Source organism: Streptomyces sp. 130 (assembly GCF_007096885.1).
Lineage (GTDB): Bacteria > Actinomycetota > Actinomycetes > Streptomycetales > Streptomycetaceae > Streptomyces.
This window is the reverse complement of sequence record NZ_VJNO01000036.1, coordinates 56,279-73,805: the sequence shown is the minus strand read 5'-3', so window position 1 is coordinate 73,805 and position 17,527 is coordinate 56,279. Positions and strand designations below refer to the sequence as shown.

The window sequence follows — 17,527 nt, the reverse complement described above, 5'->3', positions numbered from 1 at the left end:
CCCGGGCGATTAGCTCAGTGGGAGAGCGCTTCGTTCACACCGAAGAGGTCACTGGTTCGAACCCAGTATCGCCCACCCGGACCGACGGCCCGGAAGCTCCAAGAGCTTCCGGGCCGTCGGCGTTCCCGCCCCCTCACCGCATCCGCCCCAGCGCCTCCCTCAGCCGCCGGGCGTCCCGCAGCCGCTTCTCGTACGTCGCCCCCACCGCCAGCAGCAGAGCCCCGGCCCGCGCCGGCGCCACCCACCGCGGCAGCGCACCCGCCACCTGCACCACGTACGGCGCCAGCTCGTGCAGCGCGTCCAGCGCCAGCACCGCGCCGCCCAGCACCAGCAGCGCCTGGAGCCGCAGCCGCGCCCCCGCCCGCGGGCCCCCCCGGGCCGCCACCCCCAGCAGCAGCGGACGCGTCCAGCCGAGGTCCGTCCAGGCCGCGCCCAGCGACGGCACCAGCGTCACCGCGAGCCCCGCCCCGTACGCCGCCCACGACGAGGCCGCCGGATCGCGGCGCCGCCGCAGCACCCCGACCACCACCGCCGGCACGGTCACCGGCAGGGTGTACGCCTCCGGGGCCGACACCCCCGACACCGCGAGCCGCACCCACGCCGCCAGCACGAACAGCACCGTCGCCGCGTACCCCGCGAACGGACGCCGCTCCGCGCGCAGGGCCGTGGCCGCCGCGAGCACCCCGCACAGCGCGAGGACCAGCGCCAGGAACCGCGCGTCCGCCGCCGCGATCGCGACCGCCACCGCACCCGCCGCCGCCCCGGCCGCCTCGACCGGCACCGCCACCGGATGCCCCTTCAGCCGGGCCCCCAGCAGCGCCGTCACCGCCGGCACCGCGAGCACCGGCACAGCCGCCTCGTACACCGCGAACCCCAGCGAGGCCCCCAGCGCCGCCAACGGCACCACCGCGCACCCCACGGCCGCACAGGCCGCCGCCGACACCACCGCCGGCGAGGCCCCCTCCTGCCGGTCCAGGGCCACCGCGAGCGCCACCAGGACGACCACCAGCAGACCGAACGCCGTGTACGTGGCCGCCTCCGTCGCCAGCGACAGCAGCCCCGCGCCCACCGCACCGGCCACCCCGGCCGCACCGGCCGTCACCGCCACGCCCCGCGCCCCGGCCCGCAGCCCGGCCACCGCCAGCCCGAACGCCGCCACGGTCAGGACCAGCTGCCAGGCCTGGGCCGCCGCGAAGGGCAGGTCCAGCGCGGCCGGCAGCACCAGCAGCCCCGCCCAGCCCAGCGCCACCCCGGCCGACCCCGCCGCACCCCGCCACGCGGGCCCGGGCGCCGGCACCGGCCCCGCCCACCGGAGCAGACCGTCCCACCAGCGGTACGCGGCACCGAGCGCCACCGCCACCAGCAGCAGCACCACCGGGGCCGCCGCCATCCCGTCCCACGGCAGGTCCGTCGCGCCCACCGCGCCGCGCGCACCGCCCCGTGGAGCACCGGACCACACCGCGCCCAGCCGCGTCACCGGGCCCGCCGCCACCACCGTCACCGGAGCCAGCGACACCAGCGCCGCGCCCGCCGCCACGACCGCCGACGCCCACGCGACCCCCCGGGCCGCCGCGACGCCCAGCGGAGCCCGTACGGCGAACACCGACGCCCCCGAGCACAGCAGGTACACCAGCACCCGCCACCCGTCCGGGACCCCGGCCGCCGGCACCCCGCCCACCGCCGCCACCGCCGCGAGACCGGCCACCGCGCCGCCCGCCGTCGCGAACGGCGCCGGAGCCCGGCGCGCCCCCGCCAGGGCCGCCGCCGCACCGGCCAGCAGCAGCGCACCCGGCGCCACCGCACCGGCGGGCCCGGCGGCCGTCAGCGACTCCACCAGCGCCACCAGCAGCCCGGCCCCGCCCGTCGCGCACAGAGCGACGCACGCCACGACCCGCACCGAAGCCCGTGCGGCCGTCAGCGCCACCGCGCCGTCCAGCGCGGCCGTCACCAGCAGCGCCCCGGAGAACCACAGCGGCCCGCCGTCCGCCGCCCACACCCACAGCACCAGCGGCAGCTGCGCCAGGACGACCGCCAGCGGCAGCGGCAGTCGTAAGCCGCCCAGGAGCAGCCCGTAGGCCGCCCACAGCAGCGCGAGCACCGCCGCCGCCGTCCCCGAGTAAGCGGCACCGTCCGCGTCCGGCACCGCCACCGCGTACACCGCGTACGCGTCGAGCACCATCAGCACCGCCGCCACCGCCGCCAGCGCCTCCGCCGTCGCGGCCAGGCCCCGGCGCAGCAGCACCGCCGGCCCGGCCAGCGCCCCGGCCGTCACGGCGGTCAGCACCGCACTGCGCCCGCCGATGCCCAGGTCGCCCCAGCTGACCAGGGTGAACGCGAGCGCGGCGACCGCCAGCAGCAGTCCGCCGAGGACCAGCAGCACGTTCTGCACGCTGCGCTCGGGAGCCGGACGCGCCGGGCCGAACCCTCCGGGCCCAGGACCCCAGGGAGCGACCGGGCCCCGGGGCGGACCCCAGGGAGCGGCGGGGCCGGGGGCTTCCAGCGCCCGCAGCAGCCAGGCGCGGCGGGTCAGCAGCTGGGCCCGGCGGGCGTCCAGCCGGGCGAGTTCACGATCGAGGAGCGCCAATTCCTCGGCGGGCGGCGGCACGTGTTCCATGGACGCGAGTGTGCTGCGCGCCACGCGGGCGGACATGCGTCCGAATACTCAGATGGCCGCCTGAGTACGCGAGCCCCGGCGCGCATCATGGGAAAGTGAACTGGAACCACTACCGATTCGTCAGCGTATGGGAGCTCCGGGCGCCGCCCGACGCCGTGTACGCCGAACTCGAACACGTCGAGGACTACCCGAGGTGGTGGCCGCAGGTCCGCGAGGCCACCCGGACCGGCAGCGGCTCCGGCACCACCCGCATCCGCTCCCTCCTCCCGTACGACCTCGTCACGACCGTGCGCGAGCGGCGCCACGAACCGGAGCACGGCGTCCTCGAAGCCGTGCTCGGCGGCGACCTCGACGGCTGGGTCCGCTGGACGGTCGCCCCGCACGGCTTTGGCACCCGGGTCGTCTACGAGCAGGAGGTCGAGGTGCGCCGGACGCTGCTGCGGGTTCTCGCGCTGCCGTGCCGGCCGGTGTTCCGCGCCAACCACGCCCTGATGATGCGGGCCGGGCGGCGCGGGCTGGCGGCCCGGCTGGAAGCGGTTTGAACCACGGCCGTCCGGCCCTGTATGGTTCAACCCGTTCCCGGGCGATTAGCTCAGTGGGAGAGCGCTTCGTTCACACCGAAGAGGTCACTGGTTCGAACCCAGTATCGCCCACCCCAAAGAAGCCGGTCCGTCAGCACCACCGACGGACCGGCTTCCGTTTGTCCGGAAGCCCGCCCGCTCACGCCGCCGTACCCAGCTCCGGGCGCAGCGGCCAGGCCGGGTCCACCGTCTCCGGCGTCCCGCTCCGCGCGAACCACGCCTGGAGCCCGCGCGCCTGAGCGGCGTGCCACACCGCCTGGAGCGTGTGCAGCTCCGCCGGGGTGAGCCGTTCGAGCCGCGCCGAGAAGCGGCGCCCCACCGCGCGGACCAGCTCCAGCGAGGCCGCCGCGTCCGCCGCCGCGTCGTGCGCCCCGTCCAGCAGCACCCCGTACAGCTCGCACAGGTCCGTGAGCGTGCGACGGCCCTTGCGGTAGCGGTCCAGGTGCTTGTCCAGCACCCGGGGGTCGAGCACGCACAGCGGCGACCGCTCCAGATACGCCCCCAGCGACGACGCGCGGTGCCGCCTCAACTCCCGGTCCAGCAGCGTCAGATCGAACGGCGCGTTCATCACGACGAGCGGCCGTCCCGCCGCGCACTGCTCGGCCAGCGCCCGCGCCATCTCCTCCACCGCCGGCGCCGGCCAGCGGCCGTTGCGCTGGAGGTGGTCGTCGGTCAGCCCGTGGACCTCCGTCGCGCCCGGGGGCACCGGCACCCCCGGATTCACCAGCCAGCGGGTGACGCGCACCGGCCCGTCCGCCCGGTCCTGGACCACCAGGGCGGCCGAGACGATCCGGTCCTCCTCGACGTCCACACCCGTCGTCTCCGTGTCGAAAGCGGCCAGCGGCCCTTCGTACCAATGAGTCATCCCCGAACTCCTCGCCCACGCACGGCAGATGGCGGGACTCCACCGCCCGGTCCGGTGATACCCGCGCCCTTTGCCTGATACGCCGTTTGCGCGCGGTCGGGGGCGGTGACAACACAATTACCGGCAGCGGAAGTTGACCGCCCGGCACCTCTCGTCCCCAGCTCATCCCCATCGGTACGGCCCGGAAGGCTTACGGAGCCATGGCGCTCGCGCAGCCCGAACCGAGCGGGCTGCTGCCCCAGCGGACCGCACCGCTGCGCGGCGGACTCGCCACCACCGCCTGCATGGAGACCCTCCAGGTGGGCTACCTCCACGCCGTCGCCGCGGCGGCGGGCTGCTCGCTGTCGCAGCCCTTCCCCGACAACGGCATCGACTGGCACGTCAGCCACGGTTCCCCCGGCCACCTCGTGGACGACGAGGTGACGATAAAGGTCCAGCTGAAATGCACCTACCAGATACCGCCCCGGCCGCCCGGCCGGTCCTTCGCCTTCACCCTGGACAACGCCCACCTGGTGAAGCTCGCCCGGACACCCGTCTCGGTGCACAAGATCCTGGTCGTGATGCTCGTGCCGCGCAGCCAGGACGACTGGCTGCGGGCGAGCCCCGACAGCCTCGACCTGCGGCACTGCTGCTACTGGACCAATCTGGCCGGCCATCCCGTGACCGGCCGCCACCGGACCACCGTGCGGCTCCTGACCTCGCGCGTCTTCGACGACCGGGCGCTCTGCGAGATCATGACCCGCGTCGGGGCGGGAGGGAGACCCTGATGCACGAACCCGTACGCCTCCACGGCGAGGCCGCCCCGTCCGCCTGGGGCCTGCCCGACCCCGCCCGCGTCGACCCCGGCGTCCTCGGCGCCCTGCTCGCCCGGCACGGCTGGCGGCGGCGCGGGGGAGAGGGGAGCCCCTACAGCCGCTGGACCCCGCCCGGCGGCACCACCAGCCTCCTCGTGCCCCGCACCACGGCCTTCCCCGACAGCGAGGACCTGCTCGGTGAGGCCCTGACCGCGCTCGCCCGCAGCGCCGCACCCTCCGCCCCCGAGATCCTGGCCGCCCTGACCGTCCCCAGCGACGAGGTCCGCTGGCACCGCGACGTCCCCGAACCCGCCCCCGGAGCCGCCGACTGGCTCGGCGCGGAACAGCTCCACGGCGCCGCCCGCCAGATCCTGCTGGCCGGCGCGCTCGCCGCCGGGGGCCCGGCCGGCTACCACGGCGCCCGCCGCCGCGGCCGCGCCCTGGCCGCCCTCGGCCCCGTACTGACCGGCCCCGGGCCCGGCGGCCGGTCGCTCACCGCCTTCGTCCCCGTCGACCCGGGCCGCCCCGTCGCCGTCCGCCTCCACCACGCCCTGCACGCCACCCGCGAGGCGGTGGACTACCAACGGGCCACCGGCGGCATGGAAGCCTTCGACAACGCCGTCGCGGCGGGCGTCAGCCGGGAGCTCACCGAGGCCCTCGTCGCCCTGGTCCGGGGCTCGGAGGGCGCCGCGATCGCGCTGGACTGGGCGCCGGCCGCCGGAACGCCCGCCGGCTGCCCCGCACGCCCCGAACCCGTCGAGTTCTCCCCGGGCGACCTGCCCGCGCTGCGCCGGGCCGGGGCCCGCTACCTCCGCGACGAGCCCGCCGTCGCCGTACGGATCACCGGCGCCGTGGTCCGGCTGCGGCGGTCCGGGCCGCGCGGGGCGGGGATCGTGCGGCTGCGGGTGCTGGCCGGGGCCGAGGTGCCGCACGTCCGGATCGAGCTGGACGAGGAGGCGTACCGGATCGCGGGCCAGGCCCATCTGGTCGGGCTGCCGGTCCGGGTGGAGGGGCGGCTGGAGAGCCGGGGCGGCTTCCGGCGGCTGACGGGGGCCTCGCAGGTCGTCCCCGTACAGGTGGACGACGAGGAACGGGACCGGCTCATGAAGTCGCTCCAGGAGAACGTGGACTTCTTCGAGGAGGCGTGCGCGGGGGAGTAGGGCCTTTCGCCATGGGGCCCCTCGGCTCGGTACGATTCCTGTTGCGCGCGCGACAGGAAGGCGGGCGCATCCCCCTGAGTCAGGAGAGACCGGTGTCAGACGTCCGTGTGACCATCCAACGCGATTCCGAGCGGGAAGAGCGCGTGGTGACGACGGGCACTACGGCAGCCGAACTCTTCCCCGGCGAGCGCACCGTCGTCGCCGCCCGCGTCGGCGGCGAGCTGAAGGACCTCGCGTACGAGCTCGAGGACGGCGAGACCGTCGAGCCCGTCGAAATCTCCTCCGAGGACGGCCTCAACATCCTGCGCCACTCCACCGCGCACGTCATGGCCCAGGCCGTGCAGGAGCTGCACCCGGAGGCCAAGCTCGGCATCGGCCCGCCGGTCAAGGACGGTTTCTACTACGACTTCGACGTCGAGAAGCCGTTCACGCCCGAGGACCTCAAGGCCATCGAGAAGAAGATGCAGGAGATCCAGAAGCGGGGCCAGAAGTTCTCCCGCCGGGTCGTGACGGACGAGGCCGCCCGCGAGGAGCTGGCCGACGAGCCGTACAAGCTGGAGCTCATCGGCATCAAGGGCTCCGCCTCCTCTGACGACGGCGCGGACGTCGAGGTGGGCGGCGGCGAGCTGACCATCTACGACAACCTCGACCCGAAGACCGGCGAGCTGTGCTGGCGCGACCTCTGCCGGGGCCCGCACCTGCCGACCACCCGGTTCATCCCGGCCTTCAAGCTGATGCGGAACGCCGCCGCGTACTGGCGGGGCAGCGAGAAGAACCCGATGCTCCAGCGCATCTACGGCACCGCCTGGCCCACCAAGGACGAGCTGAAGGCCCACCTGGAGTTCCTGGAGGAGGCCGCCAAGCGCGACCACCGCAAGCTCGGCAACGAGCTGGACCTCTTCTCCTTCCCGGACGAGATCGGCCCCGGTCTCGCCGTCTTCCACCCCAAGGGCGGCGTCATCCGCCGGGCCATGGAGGACTACTCGCGCCGCCGGCACGAGGAGGAGGGCTACGAGTTCGTCTACTCGCCGCACGCGACCAAGGGCAAGCTCTTCGAGAAGTCCGGCCACCTGGACTGGTACGCCGACGGCATGTACCCGCCCATGCAGCTCGACGACGGGGTGGACTACTACCTCAAGCCGATGAACTGCCCGATGCACAACCTGATCTTCGACGCACGCGGCCGTTCGTACCGTGAACTGCCCCTGCGGCTCTTCGAGTTCGGCACGGTGTACCGCTACGAGAAGTCGGGCGTCGTGCACGGCCTGACCCGCTCGCGCGGCTTCACGCAGGACGACGCGCACATCTACTGCACCCGTGAGCAGATGGCGGAGGAGCTGGACCGGACGCTCACCTTCGTCCTCAACCTGCTCCGGGACTACGGGCTCACCGACTTCTACCTGGAGCTCTCCACCAAGGACCCGGAGAAGTTCGTCGGCTCCGACGAGACCTGGGAAGAGGCGACCGAGACGCTGCGCCAGGTCGCCGAGAAGCAGGGCCTGCCCCTGGTCCCGGACCCGGGCGGCGCCGCGTTCTACGGCCCGAAGATCTCGGTGCAGGCGCGGGACGCCATCGGCCGGACCTGGCAGATGTCGACCATCCAGCTCGACTTCAACCTGCCGGAGCGGTTCGACCTGGAGTACACCGGTCCGGACGGCTCCAAGCAGCGCCCGGTCATGATCCACCGCGCGCTGTTCGGCTCCATCGAGCGCTTCTTCGCGGTGCTGCTCGAGCACTACGCGGGTGCGTTCCCGGTGTGGCTGGCCCCGGTCCAGGCGGTCGGCATCCCGATCGGCGACACCCACATCCCGTACCTCCAGGAGTTCGCGGCCAAGGCCCGCAAGCAGGGGCTGCGGGTGGACGTGGACGCCTCCTCGGACCGCATGCAGAAGAAGATCCGCAACCAGCAGCGGAACAAGGTCCCGTTCATGATCATCGCGGGTGATGAGGACATGGCCAACGGTGCCGTCTCCTTCCGTTACCGCGACGGTTCGCAGGAGAACGGCATCCCGGTCGACGAGGCCATCGCCAAGATCGCCAAGGCCGTCGAGGACCGCGTCCAGGTCTGACCCGAGCCCTTCCCGGGGCCCCCGGCCGAGCTACCCGCTCGCCGGGGGCCCCTTCTCGTCCTCCCGCCGGAACACCTGGATCAGCCACGACGAGAACGCGCCCGTCACCGCCCCCAGCAGCGCCAGGCCGCAGGCCATCAGGCCCGCCGCGATGACCCGGCCCCCCGCCGTGACCGGCACGGCATCCCCGTACCCCACCGTCGTCAGCGTCGCGCACGCCCACCAGACCGCGTCCCCGAACGTGCGGATCGAGGCGCCCGGGGCGCCGTGCTCCCAGTGGTACACACTGAGCGCCGCCGAGAAGCCCAGGAGCACGGCGGTCATTCCGGCGTACGCGATCACCCGCGCGTACAGGCCGAGGCGCGGGCGGTCGCGCTTCTCCTGGACCGCCGTGTAGACCTGCACCATCCGCAGCGGGCGCAGCAGCGGCAGCACCAGGACGAGGGTGTCCAGCCAGCGGACGCGGAAGAAGCGGAGGCCGAGGCCGCTGAGCCGCAGGCGTACCGCGTAGTCGAGGACGAAGAGCAGCCAGGTCGCGCCGACGAGGGCCAGGGAGAGGTCGTGCCAGGCCCCGGCGTCGTACGGGGCGAGGACGCGGAACGCGTAGCCGGCGAGGAAGACCAGGGAGGCGGCGAGGAGCGGGACCTCCGTGCGCCGCTCCCAGCGGGTGAGGGCCGGAGGGGGCGGGGCCGGGGTGCGCGCGCTCATCGGTCCAGCATCGCGGTGCCTGTACGGGATCGGCCCCGGCGACACGTTCCGCACAGGTGACGCAATATGCTGGCCGGCATGACGAGTGAGCCGGAGCAGCAGATCGGAGTGGGGACGCCCGACGCGTTCCAGCGCCTGTGGACGCCCCACCGGATGGCGTACATCCAGGGCGAGAACAAGCCGACCGGCCCGGAGGCGGGGGACGGCTGTCCGTTCTGCGGGATTCCGGAGAAGTCGGACGAGGACGGGCTCGTCGTCGCGCGCGGTGCGAAGGTGTACGCCGTGCTGAATCTCTACCCGTACAACGGGGGGCACCTCATGGTGGTGCCGTACCGGCATGTCGCGGACTACACGGAGCTGGACGGACCGGAGACGGCGGAGCTGGCCGATTTCACCAAGCGGGCGATGACCACGCTGCGGGCGGCCTCGGGTGCGCACGGTTTCAACATCGGGATGAACCAGGGGGCGGTCGCGGGGGCGGGCATCGCCGCGCATCTGCACCAGCACCTGGTGCCCCGCTGGGGCGGCGACGCCAACTTCATGCCGGTGGTGGGGCACACCCGGGTGCTGCCGCAGCTGCTGGCGGACACGCGGAAGATGCTGGCGGACGCCTGGCCGGCCGCCTGAGCCCGGCGCTCGCGGGTGCGGGGCGCTCCGGATCGCTTCCGGGGCGCCCCTTTCGCGTAGGCGGGCGTGGTCACGCGTCGTAGAGGTCGGCCTTGCCGGGCGTCGGGGCCTGGACGAGGCCGCTGAGGACCGACGAGCGCGAGTCGAAGCGCTCGGTGTCCACGCCGTGCTCCTCCAGGACCTTGATCGCGGCTTGGTGCACGACGCGCAGGACGGGGGTGGCGGCGCGCATGGCGTCGTCGGCCATGAAGCGGTGGCGCCAGGGCTTCTCGGCCCAGGCGTGGCGGAGGCCGAACGGCTCGGGCAGGGCGATCTTGCCGCCGAGGTAGTCCAGGAGCGGCGGATACCAGGTGAAGGGGGCGCGCAGGGCGAGACGGGTGACCTCATGGGCGTCGACCAGGGCGAGGGTGATGTCGCGGGTCTCCCAGAACCGGACGGTCTTGTTGACGGTCCGGGTCTTCGCGGCGGGCTTGGTGGTGAAGAGGGAGTGGACGGGGCCGAGAGCGTGCCCGGTGACCTCGATGCGCAGGGTCTCGTACAGGACGGTGACGGTGATCATCATGGTGATGACGAGCTGGCCGTCCCAGAGGGTGAACTGCACGCCGAGGTAGTGGCGGTTGCCGCCGCCGAACTGCTGGTGGTTGCAGATCCGCTGTATCTCGTGGGGCTTGATCTGGTAGGTGGCGACGTCCTCGCCCTGGGGGCGGGTGACGCTGTCCGCGTTCTCCCCGATGGGGGTGACGATCCAGTGGTTGACGGAGGGGGTGGGGAATCCGCCGGTGTTCAGCGGGCCGCGTTCCAGCAGCTTGAGCTGGTCGTGGATGACACGGATGACGTCCCAGCTGCGGAACTGGTGGATCTCCTTGCCGGGCTCCTTGGGGACGAGGTCCTCGGCGAGCTGCCAGCTGCCCCAGCGGGTGCCCATGCCCAGGATGCCTTTGGGGCCCGCGTAGAAGACGGAGTTGGACTGCTGTTCGGCGGAGAGCTTCTCCAGGCCCTGGCGCAGTGCCTCGCGGGCGGTCTCGCTCGGGTTCTTCGGGACCGTCTCGGGGATCTTGGCGGTGACGCCGCCGCCGGAGAGCAGGCCCTCCCAGCGGGCGCGCAGGTCCTGGGCGGACTTCTCGGCGATCCGTTTGGCGATGTACCAGCCGATCACGGGGGCGACGAGCATCGCGCGCAGATAGAGGCCGAGGAGTCCCGTGAGGGGGAGCCGGATCATCAGGAAGACGATGCCGATGCCGACGAGGGGCAGCAGGCTGTTGCCGAGGGTGGTGAGGAGCCTGTCCTTGGTCTTGGCGAAGCCGTCGCGCAGCCGGAAGACGATGACCCACAGCAGCATGCCCGGCAGGAAGAGGAAGCCGAACAGCACGGTCACGGCGGTGAGCCGGGTGTCGCGCGCCTTGCGGAGGCTGCTCGCGGAGAGGCAGTGCTCGACCACGGTCTGCGGGTCGGTGCCGAAGGACTGGATGAGGTCCTTGCGGGCGCCGCCGAGCATGCGCTCCTGTACGGCGCGGGCGAACGCCTCGCCGAGATTGGGCTTGAAGTAGTCGGACTTGAGGAGCGCGGAACGGCCCGCCTTCACCTCGGACTTGTGCCACTCGCTGTTGGCTTTGAGGATGTCCTCCACCGGGCTGTCACGGTACGCGGCGGAGGCGAGGGCGTTCGTCGCCACCGCCGCGCCTCCCGATCCCTGGAGCGGAATCTGCGCTCCGGGAGAGAAATCGAATCCGTTGCTGGCCACTGTCGCCCCCACTCGCCACCGAGGAACCGCTCCTGCGGCTGTTTCCCAACTGCCGTGCCCGGCACACTTTCTGAGCTGGGGTCTCAGCGTATCGTCCGGATACGTCCGCCGTCCGGCCCTGTGGACAACGTTCCGGGGAGCGGGCGCTTTCTCGTCACCCCCCCGGCGGGGGTACGCACGGCCGGGGGCGCGTCGGGAGCCGGTCTGCCCGGTGCCGGTGTCCCGGCCCGGGCGCCCCGGGAGGCCGCCGGTGTTCCGCGCTCGGCACTGCCTCGCAATCGCCTCCGCCGGGGCGTCCGGGGTGCCCGGACGGTGACCGCTGCGGGGCGTGACTAACATGGGCCCGGAGGGTGCTGAAGGCCCTGGCCGGGCTCGCGGCGCCCGGTGCGTGTGGCTGCGAGGCGCCGCTCCCTGATCCGGCCTGGGCCTTCAGCACCCTCCAGCCGGTGACCGACGGGGTCACGCGGCCCAGCTACCCCTCGGGAAGGCCATGCTGAACAAGTACGCGCGTGCCTTTTTCACGCGTGTCCTCACGCCGTTCGCCGCACTGCTCCTCCGTCTCGGCGTGAGCCCGGACGCGGTCACCCTGATCGGTACGGCCGGGGTGATGGCCGGTGCGCTGGTCTTCTTCCCGATGGGGGAGTTCTTCTGGGGCACGATCGTCATCACGATCTTCGTGTTCTCCGACCTCGTCGACGGGAACATGGCGCGCCAGGCGGGCATCTCCAGCCGGTGGGGCGCGTTCCTGGACTCCACGCTCGACCGGGTCGCCGACGGTGCGATCTTCGGCGGCTTCGCCCTCTGGTACGCGGGCAGCGGCGACGACAACGTCCTGTGCGCGGTCGCGATCTTCTGCCTGGCGAGCGGTCAGGTGGTCTCGTACACCAAGGCGCGCGGAGAGGCGATCGGGCTGCCGGTGGCGGTCAACGGGCTCGTGGAGCGCGCCGAGCGCCTGGTGATCTCGCTGGTCGCGGCCGGATTCGCGGGACTGCACAAGTTCGGGGTGCCGGGCATCCAGGTGCTGCTGCCGATCGCCCTGTGGATCGTCGCCGTGGGCAGCCTCGTCACGCTGGTCCAGCGGGTCGTCACCGTGCGCCGTGAGGCGGCGGAGGCGGACGCGGCGGACTCGGGCGGGCAGTGAGCGGCGCCGGCGCGCGGCCCGGCGCGAAGGAGCGGCTGAGCGACGCGCTGTACGGGCTGGGCTGGGCGGCGGTCAAGACGCTGCCCGAACCGGCCGCCCGGGCCCTCTTCCGCACCCTCGCCGACCAGGTGTGGAAGCGGCGCGGCACGAGCGTGCTGCGCCTCGAGGCCAACCTCAAGCGGGTCGTGCCGGACGCCGATCCGGCCCGGCTGGCCGCTTTGTCGCGGGCCGGCATGCGTTCGTACATGCGCTACTGGATGGAGTCGTTCCGGCTGCCCACCTGGAGCCCGGAGCGGATCAAGGCGTCGATCGACGTCACGGACGCGCACCGGCTGACGGACGGGCTGGACTCGGGGCGCGGGGTGATCCTGGCCCTGCCGCACCTGGGGAACTGGGACCTGGCCGGGGCGTGGGTCACCACGGACCTGAAGGTGCCGTTCACCACCGTCGCCGAGCGGCTGAAGCCCGAATCGCTGTACGACCGGTTCGTCGCCTACCGCGAGGGCCTGGGCATGGAGGTGCTGCCGCACACCGGCGGTGCCGCGTTCGGGACGCTGGCCCGGCGGCTGCGCTCGGGCGGTCTGGTCTGCCTGGTCGCCGACCGCGATCTGTCCTCGTCGGGCATCGAGGTGTCGTTCTTCGGCGATACGGCCCGGATGCCGGCCGGGCCCGCGCTGCTGGCCCAGCAGACCGGTGCGCTGCTGCTCCCGGTGACCCTCGGTTACGACGAGACGCCGGTGATGAAGGCGCGCGTCCATCCGCCGGTCGAGGTGCCGGAGTCAGGTGACCGGGCCGGGAAGACGTCCGTGATGACACAGGCCCTGGCCGACGCGTTCGCCGTGGGCATCGCCGAGCACCCGGAGGACTGGCACATGCTGCAACGGCTCTGGCTCGCCGACCTCGGACCGCGCGCGGACCGGAGCGGAGACCCGACGTGAAGATCGGCATCGTCTGCCCGTACTCCTGGGACGTTCCGGGCGGTGTGCAGTTCCACATCCGTGACCTGGCCGAGCATCTGATCCGGCTCGGCCACGAGGTGTCCGTGCTGGCCCCGGCCGACGACGAGACGCCGCTGCCGCCGTACGTCGTCTCCGCGGGCCGGGCCGTTCCGGTCCCGTACAACGGCTCGGTGGCCCGGCTGAACTTCGGCTTCCTGTCGGCGGCGCGGGTGCGGCGCTGGCTGCACGAGGGCACGTTCGACGTCATCCACATCCACGAGCCGACCTCGCCGTCGCTGGGGCTGCTGACCTGCTGGGCGGCGCAGGGGCCGATCGTCGCCACGTTCCACACGTCGAACCCGCGCTCGCGGGCGATGATCGCCGCGTACGCGATCCTGCAGGCGGCGCTGGAGAAGATCAGCGCGCGGATCGCGGTCAGCGAGTACGCCCGCCGGACCCTGGTCGAGCACCTGGGCGGCGACGCGGTGGTCATCCCGAACGGGGTGGACGTCGACTTCTTCGCCCGGGCCGAGCCCCGGCCCGAGTGGCAGGGCGGCACGATCGGCTTCATCGGCCGCATCGACGAACCCCGCAAGGGCCTGCCCGTGCTGATGCGCGCGCTGCCCGCGATCCTGGCCGCCCGCCCGGAGACCCGGCTGCTGGTGGCCGGCCGGGGCGACGAGGAGGAGGCCGTCGCCCCGCTGCCGCAGGAGATGCGCTCGCGCGTGGAGTTCCTGGGCATGGTGAGCGACGAGGACAAGGCGCGGCTGCTGCGCAGCGTCGATCTGTACGTGGCGCCCAACACCGGGGGCGAGAGCTTCGGGATCATCCTGGTCGAGGCCATGTCGGCGGGCGCGCCGGTCCTCGCCAGCGACCTGGACGCCTTCGCGCAGGTCCTGGACCAGGGCGCGGCGGGCGAGCTGTTCGCCAACGAGAACGCGGACGCGCTGGCCGAGGCGGCGGTCCGGCTGCTCGGCGACCCGGAGCGGCGGGCCGGGCTGCGCGAGCGGGGCAGCGCCCACGTCCGGCGCTTCGACTGGTCGACGGTCGGGGCGGACATCCTCGCGGTGTACGAGACGGTGACGGACGGCGCCGCCTCGGTCGCGGCCGACGAACGCACCGGGCTGCGGGCCCGGTTCGGACTGGCTCGGGAGTGACCGGCCGGGGCCCGCGCCCCGGTAGCCTTGCCGCCCGTGACCGTAACCCTCATCATCTGGGCCGTCGTGGTGCTCGTCGCGATCGGCCTGTACCTCAGCTGGACCGCCGGCCGCCTCGACCGGCTGCACGCCCGCATCGACGCGGCCCGGGCCGCCCTCGACGCGCAACTCCTGCGCCGGGCCTCGGTCACCCAGGAGCTCGCCACCTCCGGCGTGCTCGACCCGGCCGCGTCCATCGTGCTGTACGAGGCCGCGCACGCCGCGCGGCAGTCGCCGGAGGACCACCGCGAGGTCGCCGAGAGCGAGCTGAGCACCGCCCTGCGCGCGGTGTTCGGCGAGAGCGCCCAGGTGGAGGCGGTCCGGGAGATCCCCGGGGGCCAGGAGGCGGCGTCCGAGCTGGCGGCGGCGGTGCGCCGGGTGCCGATGGCGCGCCGCTTCCACAACGACGCGGTCCGGGCGGCCCGGGCGCTGCGCCGGCACCGCACGGTGCGGTGGTTCCGGCTGGCGGGGCACGCGCCGTTCCCGCTGGCGTTCGAGATGGACGACGAGCCGCCGGTGGCCCTGGCTGACCGGCCCTGACCACGAGGCGCTGGGCGAAAACGATCCACCGGCCTCCTATTGGCCCTTGCTGTGGACCGGTGCGCGGGCGTTTGCTCGGGACCGCGTCATTCGGCGCCTCCGCATCCGCTCACCCAGTGAGGTCATCCGTGTCCACGCTTCCCAGCACCCCGCAGTCCGCCGACGCCCCGGCCACCGGCACCGCCCGCGTCAAGCGCGGCATGGCCGAGCAGCTCAAGGGCGGCGTGATCATGGACGTCGTCAACGCCGAGCAGGCGAAGATCGCCGAGGACGCGGGCGCCGTGGCCGTCATGGCCCTGGAGCGGGTGCCGGCCGACATCCGCAAGGACGGCGGCGTGGCCCGGATGTCCGACCCGAACATGATCGAGGAGATCATCGAGTCGGTGTCCATCCCGGTGATGGCCAAGTCCCGCATCGGTCACTTCGTGGAGGCGCAGGTCCTGCAGTCCCTCGGCGTGGACTACATCGACGAGTCCGAGGTCCTGACCCCGGCCGACGAGGTCAACCACAGCGACAAGTTCGCCTTCACCACCCCGTTCGTCTGCGGCGCCACCGATCTGGGCGAGGCGCTGCGCCGTATCGCCGAGGGCGCGGCCATGATCCGCTCCAAGGGCGAGGCGGGCACGGGCAACGTCGTCGAGGCCGTCCGCCACCTGCGCCAGATCAAGAACGAGATCGCCCGGCTGCGCGGCTACGACAACAACGAGCTGTACGCCGCCGCCAAGGAGCTGCGCGCCCCCTACGAGCTGGTCAAGGAGGTCGCGGAGCTGGGCAAGCTGCCCGTCGTGCTGTTCTCCGCGGGCGGGGTCGCCACCCCGGCCGACGCGGCCCTGATGCGCCAGCTCGGTGCCGAGGGCGTCTTCGTCGGCTCCGGGATCTTCAAGTCCGGCGACCCGGCCAAGCGCGCCGCCGCCATCGTGAAGGCCACCACCTTCTACGACGACCCGAAGATCATCGCGGACGCCTCCCGCAATCTGGGCGAGGCCATGGTCGGCATCGACTGCGACACGCTGCCCGAGGCCGAGCGCTACGCCAACCGCGGCTGGTAGTCACCCATGAACGACACCCCTGTGATCGGAGTCCTGGCCCTCCAGGGCGACGTACGGGAACACCTGATCGCCCTGGCCTCGGCGGACGCCCTGGCCAGGCCGGTCCGGCGGCCCGAGGAACTGGCCGAGGTCGACGGGCTGGTCCTGCCCGGCGGCGAGTCCACCACCATGTCCAAGCTGGCCGCCCTCTTCGGCATGCTGGAGCCCCTGCGCGAGCGGATCGCGGCCGGGATGCCGGTCTACGGCACCTGCGCCGGGATGATCCTGCTCGCCGAGAAGATCCTCGACCCCCGGTCCGGCCAGGAGACGCTGGGCGGCATCGACATGATCGTGCGCCGTAACGCTTTCGGGCGGCAGAACGAGTCCTTCGAGGCGGCCGTCGAGGTCGCCGGGATCGAGGGCGGGCCGGTCGAGGGCGTCTTCATCCGGGCCCCCTGGGTGGAGTCGGTGGGCGCCGGGGCGAAGGTGATCGCGGAGCACGGCGGTCACATCGTGGCCGTACGGCAGGAGAACGCCCTCGCCACGTCGTTCCACCCGGAACTGACCGGGGACCACCGGCTCCACGCGTACTTCACCGAGATGGTGCGCGCGGCCGGGTGACTCGATCCCGGTAGGATCTCTCGGGTTCGTACGGAATTTGGTGACGCGAAGGAGAAGGCAGATGTCCGGCCACTCTAAATGGGCTACGACGAAGCACAAGAAGGCCGTGATTGACGCCAAGCGCGGCAAGCTCTTCGCGAAGCTGATCAAGAACATCGAGGTCGCGGCCCGCACCGGCGGTGTGGACCCCGAGGGCAACCCGACCCTCGTGGACGCGATCCAGAAGGCGAAGAAGAGCTCGGTCCCGAACAAGAACATCGACTCCGCGGTCAAGCGCGGCGGCGGTCTCGAAGCGGGCGGCGTCGACTACCAGACGATCATGTACGAGGGCTACGGCCCCAACGGTGTCGCGGTGCTCATCGAGTGCCTCACCGACAACCGCAACCGTGCCGCGTCCGACGTCCGGGTCGCCATGACCCGCAACGGCGGCTCGATGGCCGACCCGGGTTCCGTCTCGTACCTCTTCAACCGCAAGGGCGTCGTCATCGTCCCCAAGGGCGAGCTGACCGAGGACGACGTGCTCGGTGCCGTCCTCGAAGCGGGCGCCGAGGAGGTCAACGACCTCGGCGACAGCTTCCAGGTCGTCAGCGAGGCCACCGACATGGTCGCGGTCCGCACCGCGCTCCAGGAGGCGGGCATCGACTACGACTCGGCCGAGGCCGACTTCCTGCCCACCATGCAGGTCGACCTGGACGAGGAGGGCGCCCGCAAGATCTTCAAGCTGATCGACGCGCTGGAGGACAGCGACGACGTGCAGAACGTCTTCGCCAACTTCGACGTCAGCGACGAGGTCATGGCGAAGGTAGACGCCTGAGTCGCCTGTGACACAGCCGTGGCGGACGGGCCGGCGGGGGACACACCCCGGCGGCCCGCCGCATTGTCGGTGCCGACCTATAGCCTGCTG

At 72.9% G+C, this 17,527-nt stretch carries 16 protein-coding genes and 2 tRNA genes; 14 read left to right on the top strand and 4 right to left on the bottom strand.

Annotated elements, in window-relative coordinates:
• The first annotated feature begins 3 nt into the window (after positions 1-3).
• Positions 4-75: transfer RNA gene (locus FKN01_RS25615), tRNA-Val, on the top strand.
• A 58-nt stretch (positions 76-133) separates the two neighbouring features.
• Here the strand turns inward: FKN01_RS25615 and FKN01_RS25610 are convergent.
• Entirely contained in the window at positions 134-2,614 is a 2,481-nt protein-coding gene (locus tag FKN01_RS25610; protein ID WP_260697012.1) for an SCO7613 C-terminal domain-containing membrane protein, read from the bottom strand.
• A gap of 95 nt (positions 2,615-2,709) precedes the next feature.
• Between FKN01_RS25610 and FKN01_RS25605 the strand changes: the two genes are divergently transcribed.
• Positions 2,710-3,156 (top strand): SRPBCC family protein, encoded by a 447-nt coding sequence (locus FKN01_RS25605; protein ID WP_143624558.1) that lies wholly within the window; start codon positions 2,710-2,712, stop codon positions 3,154-3,156.
• Between the two features lie 39 nt (positions 3,157-3,195).
• A tRNA-Val gene (locus FKN01_RS25600) sits at positions 3,196-3,267 on the top strand.
• A 67-nt stretch (positions 3,268-3,334) separates the two neighbouring features.
• Here the strand turns inward: FKN01_RS25600 and FKN01_RS25595 are convergent.
• Positions 3,335-4,060 carry a 3'-5' exonuclease gene (locus tag FKN01_RS25595; protein ID WP_143624556.1) on the bottom strand — a complete coding sequence of 242 codons (726 nt, stop codon included), beginning with the start codon at positions 4,058-4,060 and terminating at the stop codon, positions 3,335-3,337.
• Between the two features lie 200 nt (positions 4,061-4,260).
• Here FKN01_RS25595 and FKN01_RS25590 point away from each other — a divergent pair, with 200 nt between their 5' ends.
• The 3 genes from FKN01_RS25590 (at position 4,261) to thrS (ending at position 8,083) form a co-directional block, all read left to right on the top strand.
• Positions 4,261-4,827: a DUF4365 domain-containing protein gene (locus FKN01_RS25590; RefSeq protein ID WP_143624555.1), complete on the top strand. Its 567-nt coding sequence runs from the start codon at positions 4,261-4,263 to the stop codon at positions 4,825-4,827.
• Positions 4,827-6,014, top strand: coding sequence for a hypothetical protein (locus tag FKN01_RS25585; RefSeq protein ID WP_143624554.1), 1,188 nt, complete (start codon positions 4,827-4,829; stop codon positions 6,012-6,014). Before FKN01_RS25590 ends, FKN01_RS25585 begins: the two co-directional genes overlap by 1 nt.
• A 92-nt stretch (positions 6,015-6,106) precedes the next feature.
• Positions 6,107-8,083 (top strand): threonine--tRNA ligase, encoded by a 1,977-nt coding sequence (gene thrS, locus FKN01_RS25580; RefSeq protein ID WP_143624553.1) that lies wholly within the window; start codon positions 6,107-6,109, stop codon positions 8,081-8,083.
• 30 nt (positions 8,084-8,113) lie between these two features.
• Here thrS and FKN01_RS25575 read toward each other — a convergent pair whose 3' ends face one another.
• Complete coding sequence (locus tag FKN01_RS25575; protein WP_143624552.1) at positions 8,114-8,791, bottom strand: potassium channel family protein; 678 nt, start codon at positions 8,789-8,791, stop codon at positions 8,114-8,116.
• A gap of 66 nt (positions 8,792-8,857) precedes the next feature.
• On the opposite strand from FKN01_RS25575, the gene FKN01_RS25570 reads away from it, so the two are divergent.
• The gene (locus FKN01_RS25570) at positions 8,858-9,418 is read left to right on the top strand and encodes an HIT domain-containing protein (RefSeq protein ID WP_143624550.1); all 561 of its coding nucleotides are present in this window, start codon (positions 8,858-8,860) and stop codon (positions 9,416-9,418) included.
• A 70-nt stretch (positions 9,419-9,488) separates the two neighbouring features.
• Here the strand turns inward: FKN01_RS25570 and FKN01_RS25565 are convergent, their stop codons facing one another.
• Positions 9,489-11,159 (bottom strand): hypothetical protein, encoded by a 1,671-nt coding sequence (locus tag FKN01_RS25565; RefSeq protein ID WP_143624548.1) that lies wholly within the window; start codon positions 11,157-11,159, stop codon positions 9,489-9,491.
• A 490-nt stretch (positions 11,160-11,649) separates the two neighbouring features.
• On the opposite strand from FKN01_RS25565, the gene pgsA reads away from it, so the two are divergent.
• The 7 genes from pgsA (at position 11,650) to FKN01_RS25530 (ending at position 17,437) form a co-directional block, all read left to right on the top strand.
• A complete protein-coding gene (gene pgsA / locus FKN01_RS25560) occupies positions 11,650-12,300 on the top strand; it encodes a phosphatidylinositol phosphate synthase (RefSeq protein WP_143624546.1) in 651 nt (216 codons plus the stop codon).
• Positions 12,297-13,238: a phosphatidylinositol mannoside acyltransferase gene (locus FKN01_RS25555; RefSeq protein ID WP_143624544.1), complete on the top strand. Its 942-nt coding sequence runs from the start codon at positions 12,297-12,299 to the stop codon at positions 13,236-13,238. Before pgsA ends, FKN01_RS25555 begins: the two co-directional genes overlap by 4 nt.
• Positions 13,235-14,395 carry a glycosyltransferase family 4 protein gene (locus tag FKN01_RS25550; protein WP_143624542.1) on the top strand — a complete coding sequence of 387 codons (1,161 nt, stop codon included), beginning with the start codon at positions 13,235-13,237 and terminating at the stop codon, positions 14,393-14,395. The genes FKN01_RS25555 and FKN01_RS25550 overlap by 4 nt, the downstream gene beginning before the upstream one ends.
• Before the next feature lie 36 nt (positions 14,396-14,431).
• Positions 14,432-14,974 (top strand): LemA family protein, encoded by a 543-nt coding sequence (locus tag FKN01_RS25545; RefSeq protein ID WP_143624540.1) that lies wholly within the window; start codon positions 14,432-14,434, stop codon positions 14,972-14,974.
• 128 nt (positions 14,975-15,102) lie between these two features.
• Positions 15,103-16,023, top strand: a complete 921-nt coding sequence (gene pdxS, locus FKN01_RS25540; RefSeq protein WP_143624539.1) for a pyridoxal 5'-phosphate synthase lyase subunit PdxS — start codon at positions 15,103-15,105, stop codon at positions 16,021-16,023.
• A gap of 6 nt (positions 16,024-16,029) precedes the next feature.
• Complete coding sequence (gene pdxT, locus FKN01_RS25535; RefSeq protein WP_143624537.1) at positions 16,030-16,623, top strand: pyridoxal 5'-phosphate synthase glutaminase subunit PdxT; 594 nt, start codon at positions 16,030-16,032, stop codon at positions 16,621-16,623.
• A 61-nt stretch (positions 16,624-16,684) separates the two neighbouring features.
• Positions 16,685-17,437: a YebC/PmpR family DNA-binding transcriptional regulator gene (locus tag FKN01_RS25530; protein ID WP_143624535.1), complete on the top strand. Its 753-nt coding sequence runs from the start codon at positions 16,685-16,687 to the stop codon at positions 17,435-17,437.
• Positions 17,438-17,527 lie beyond the last annotated feature (90 nt).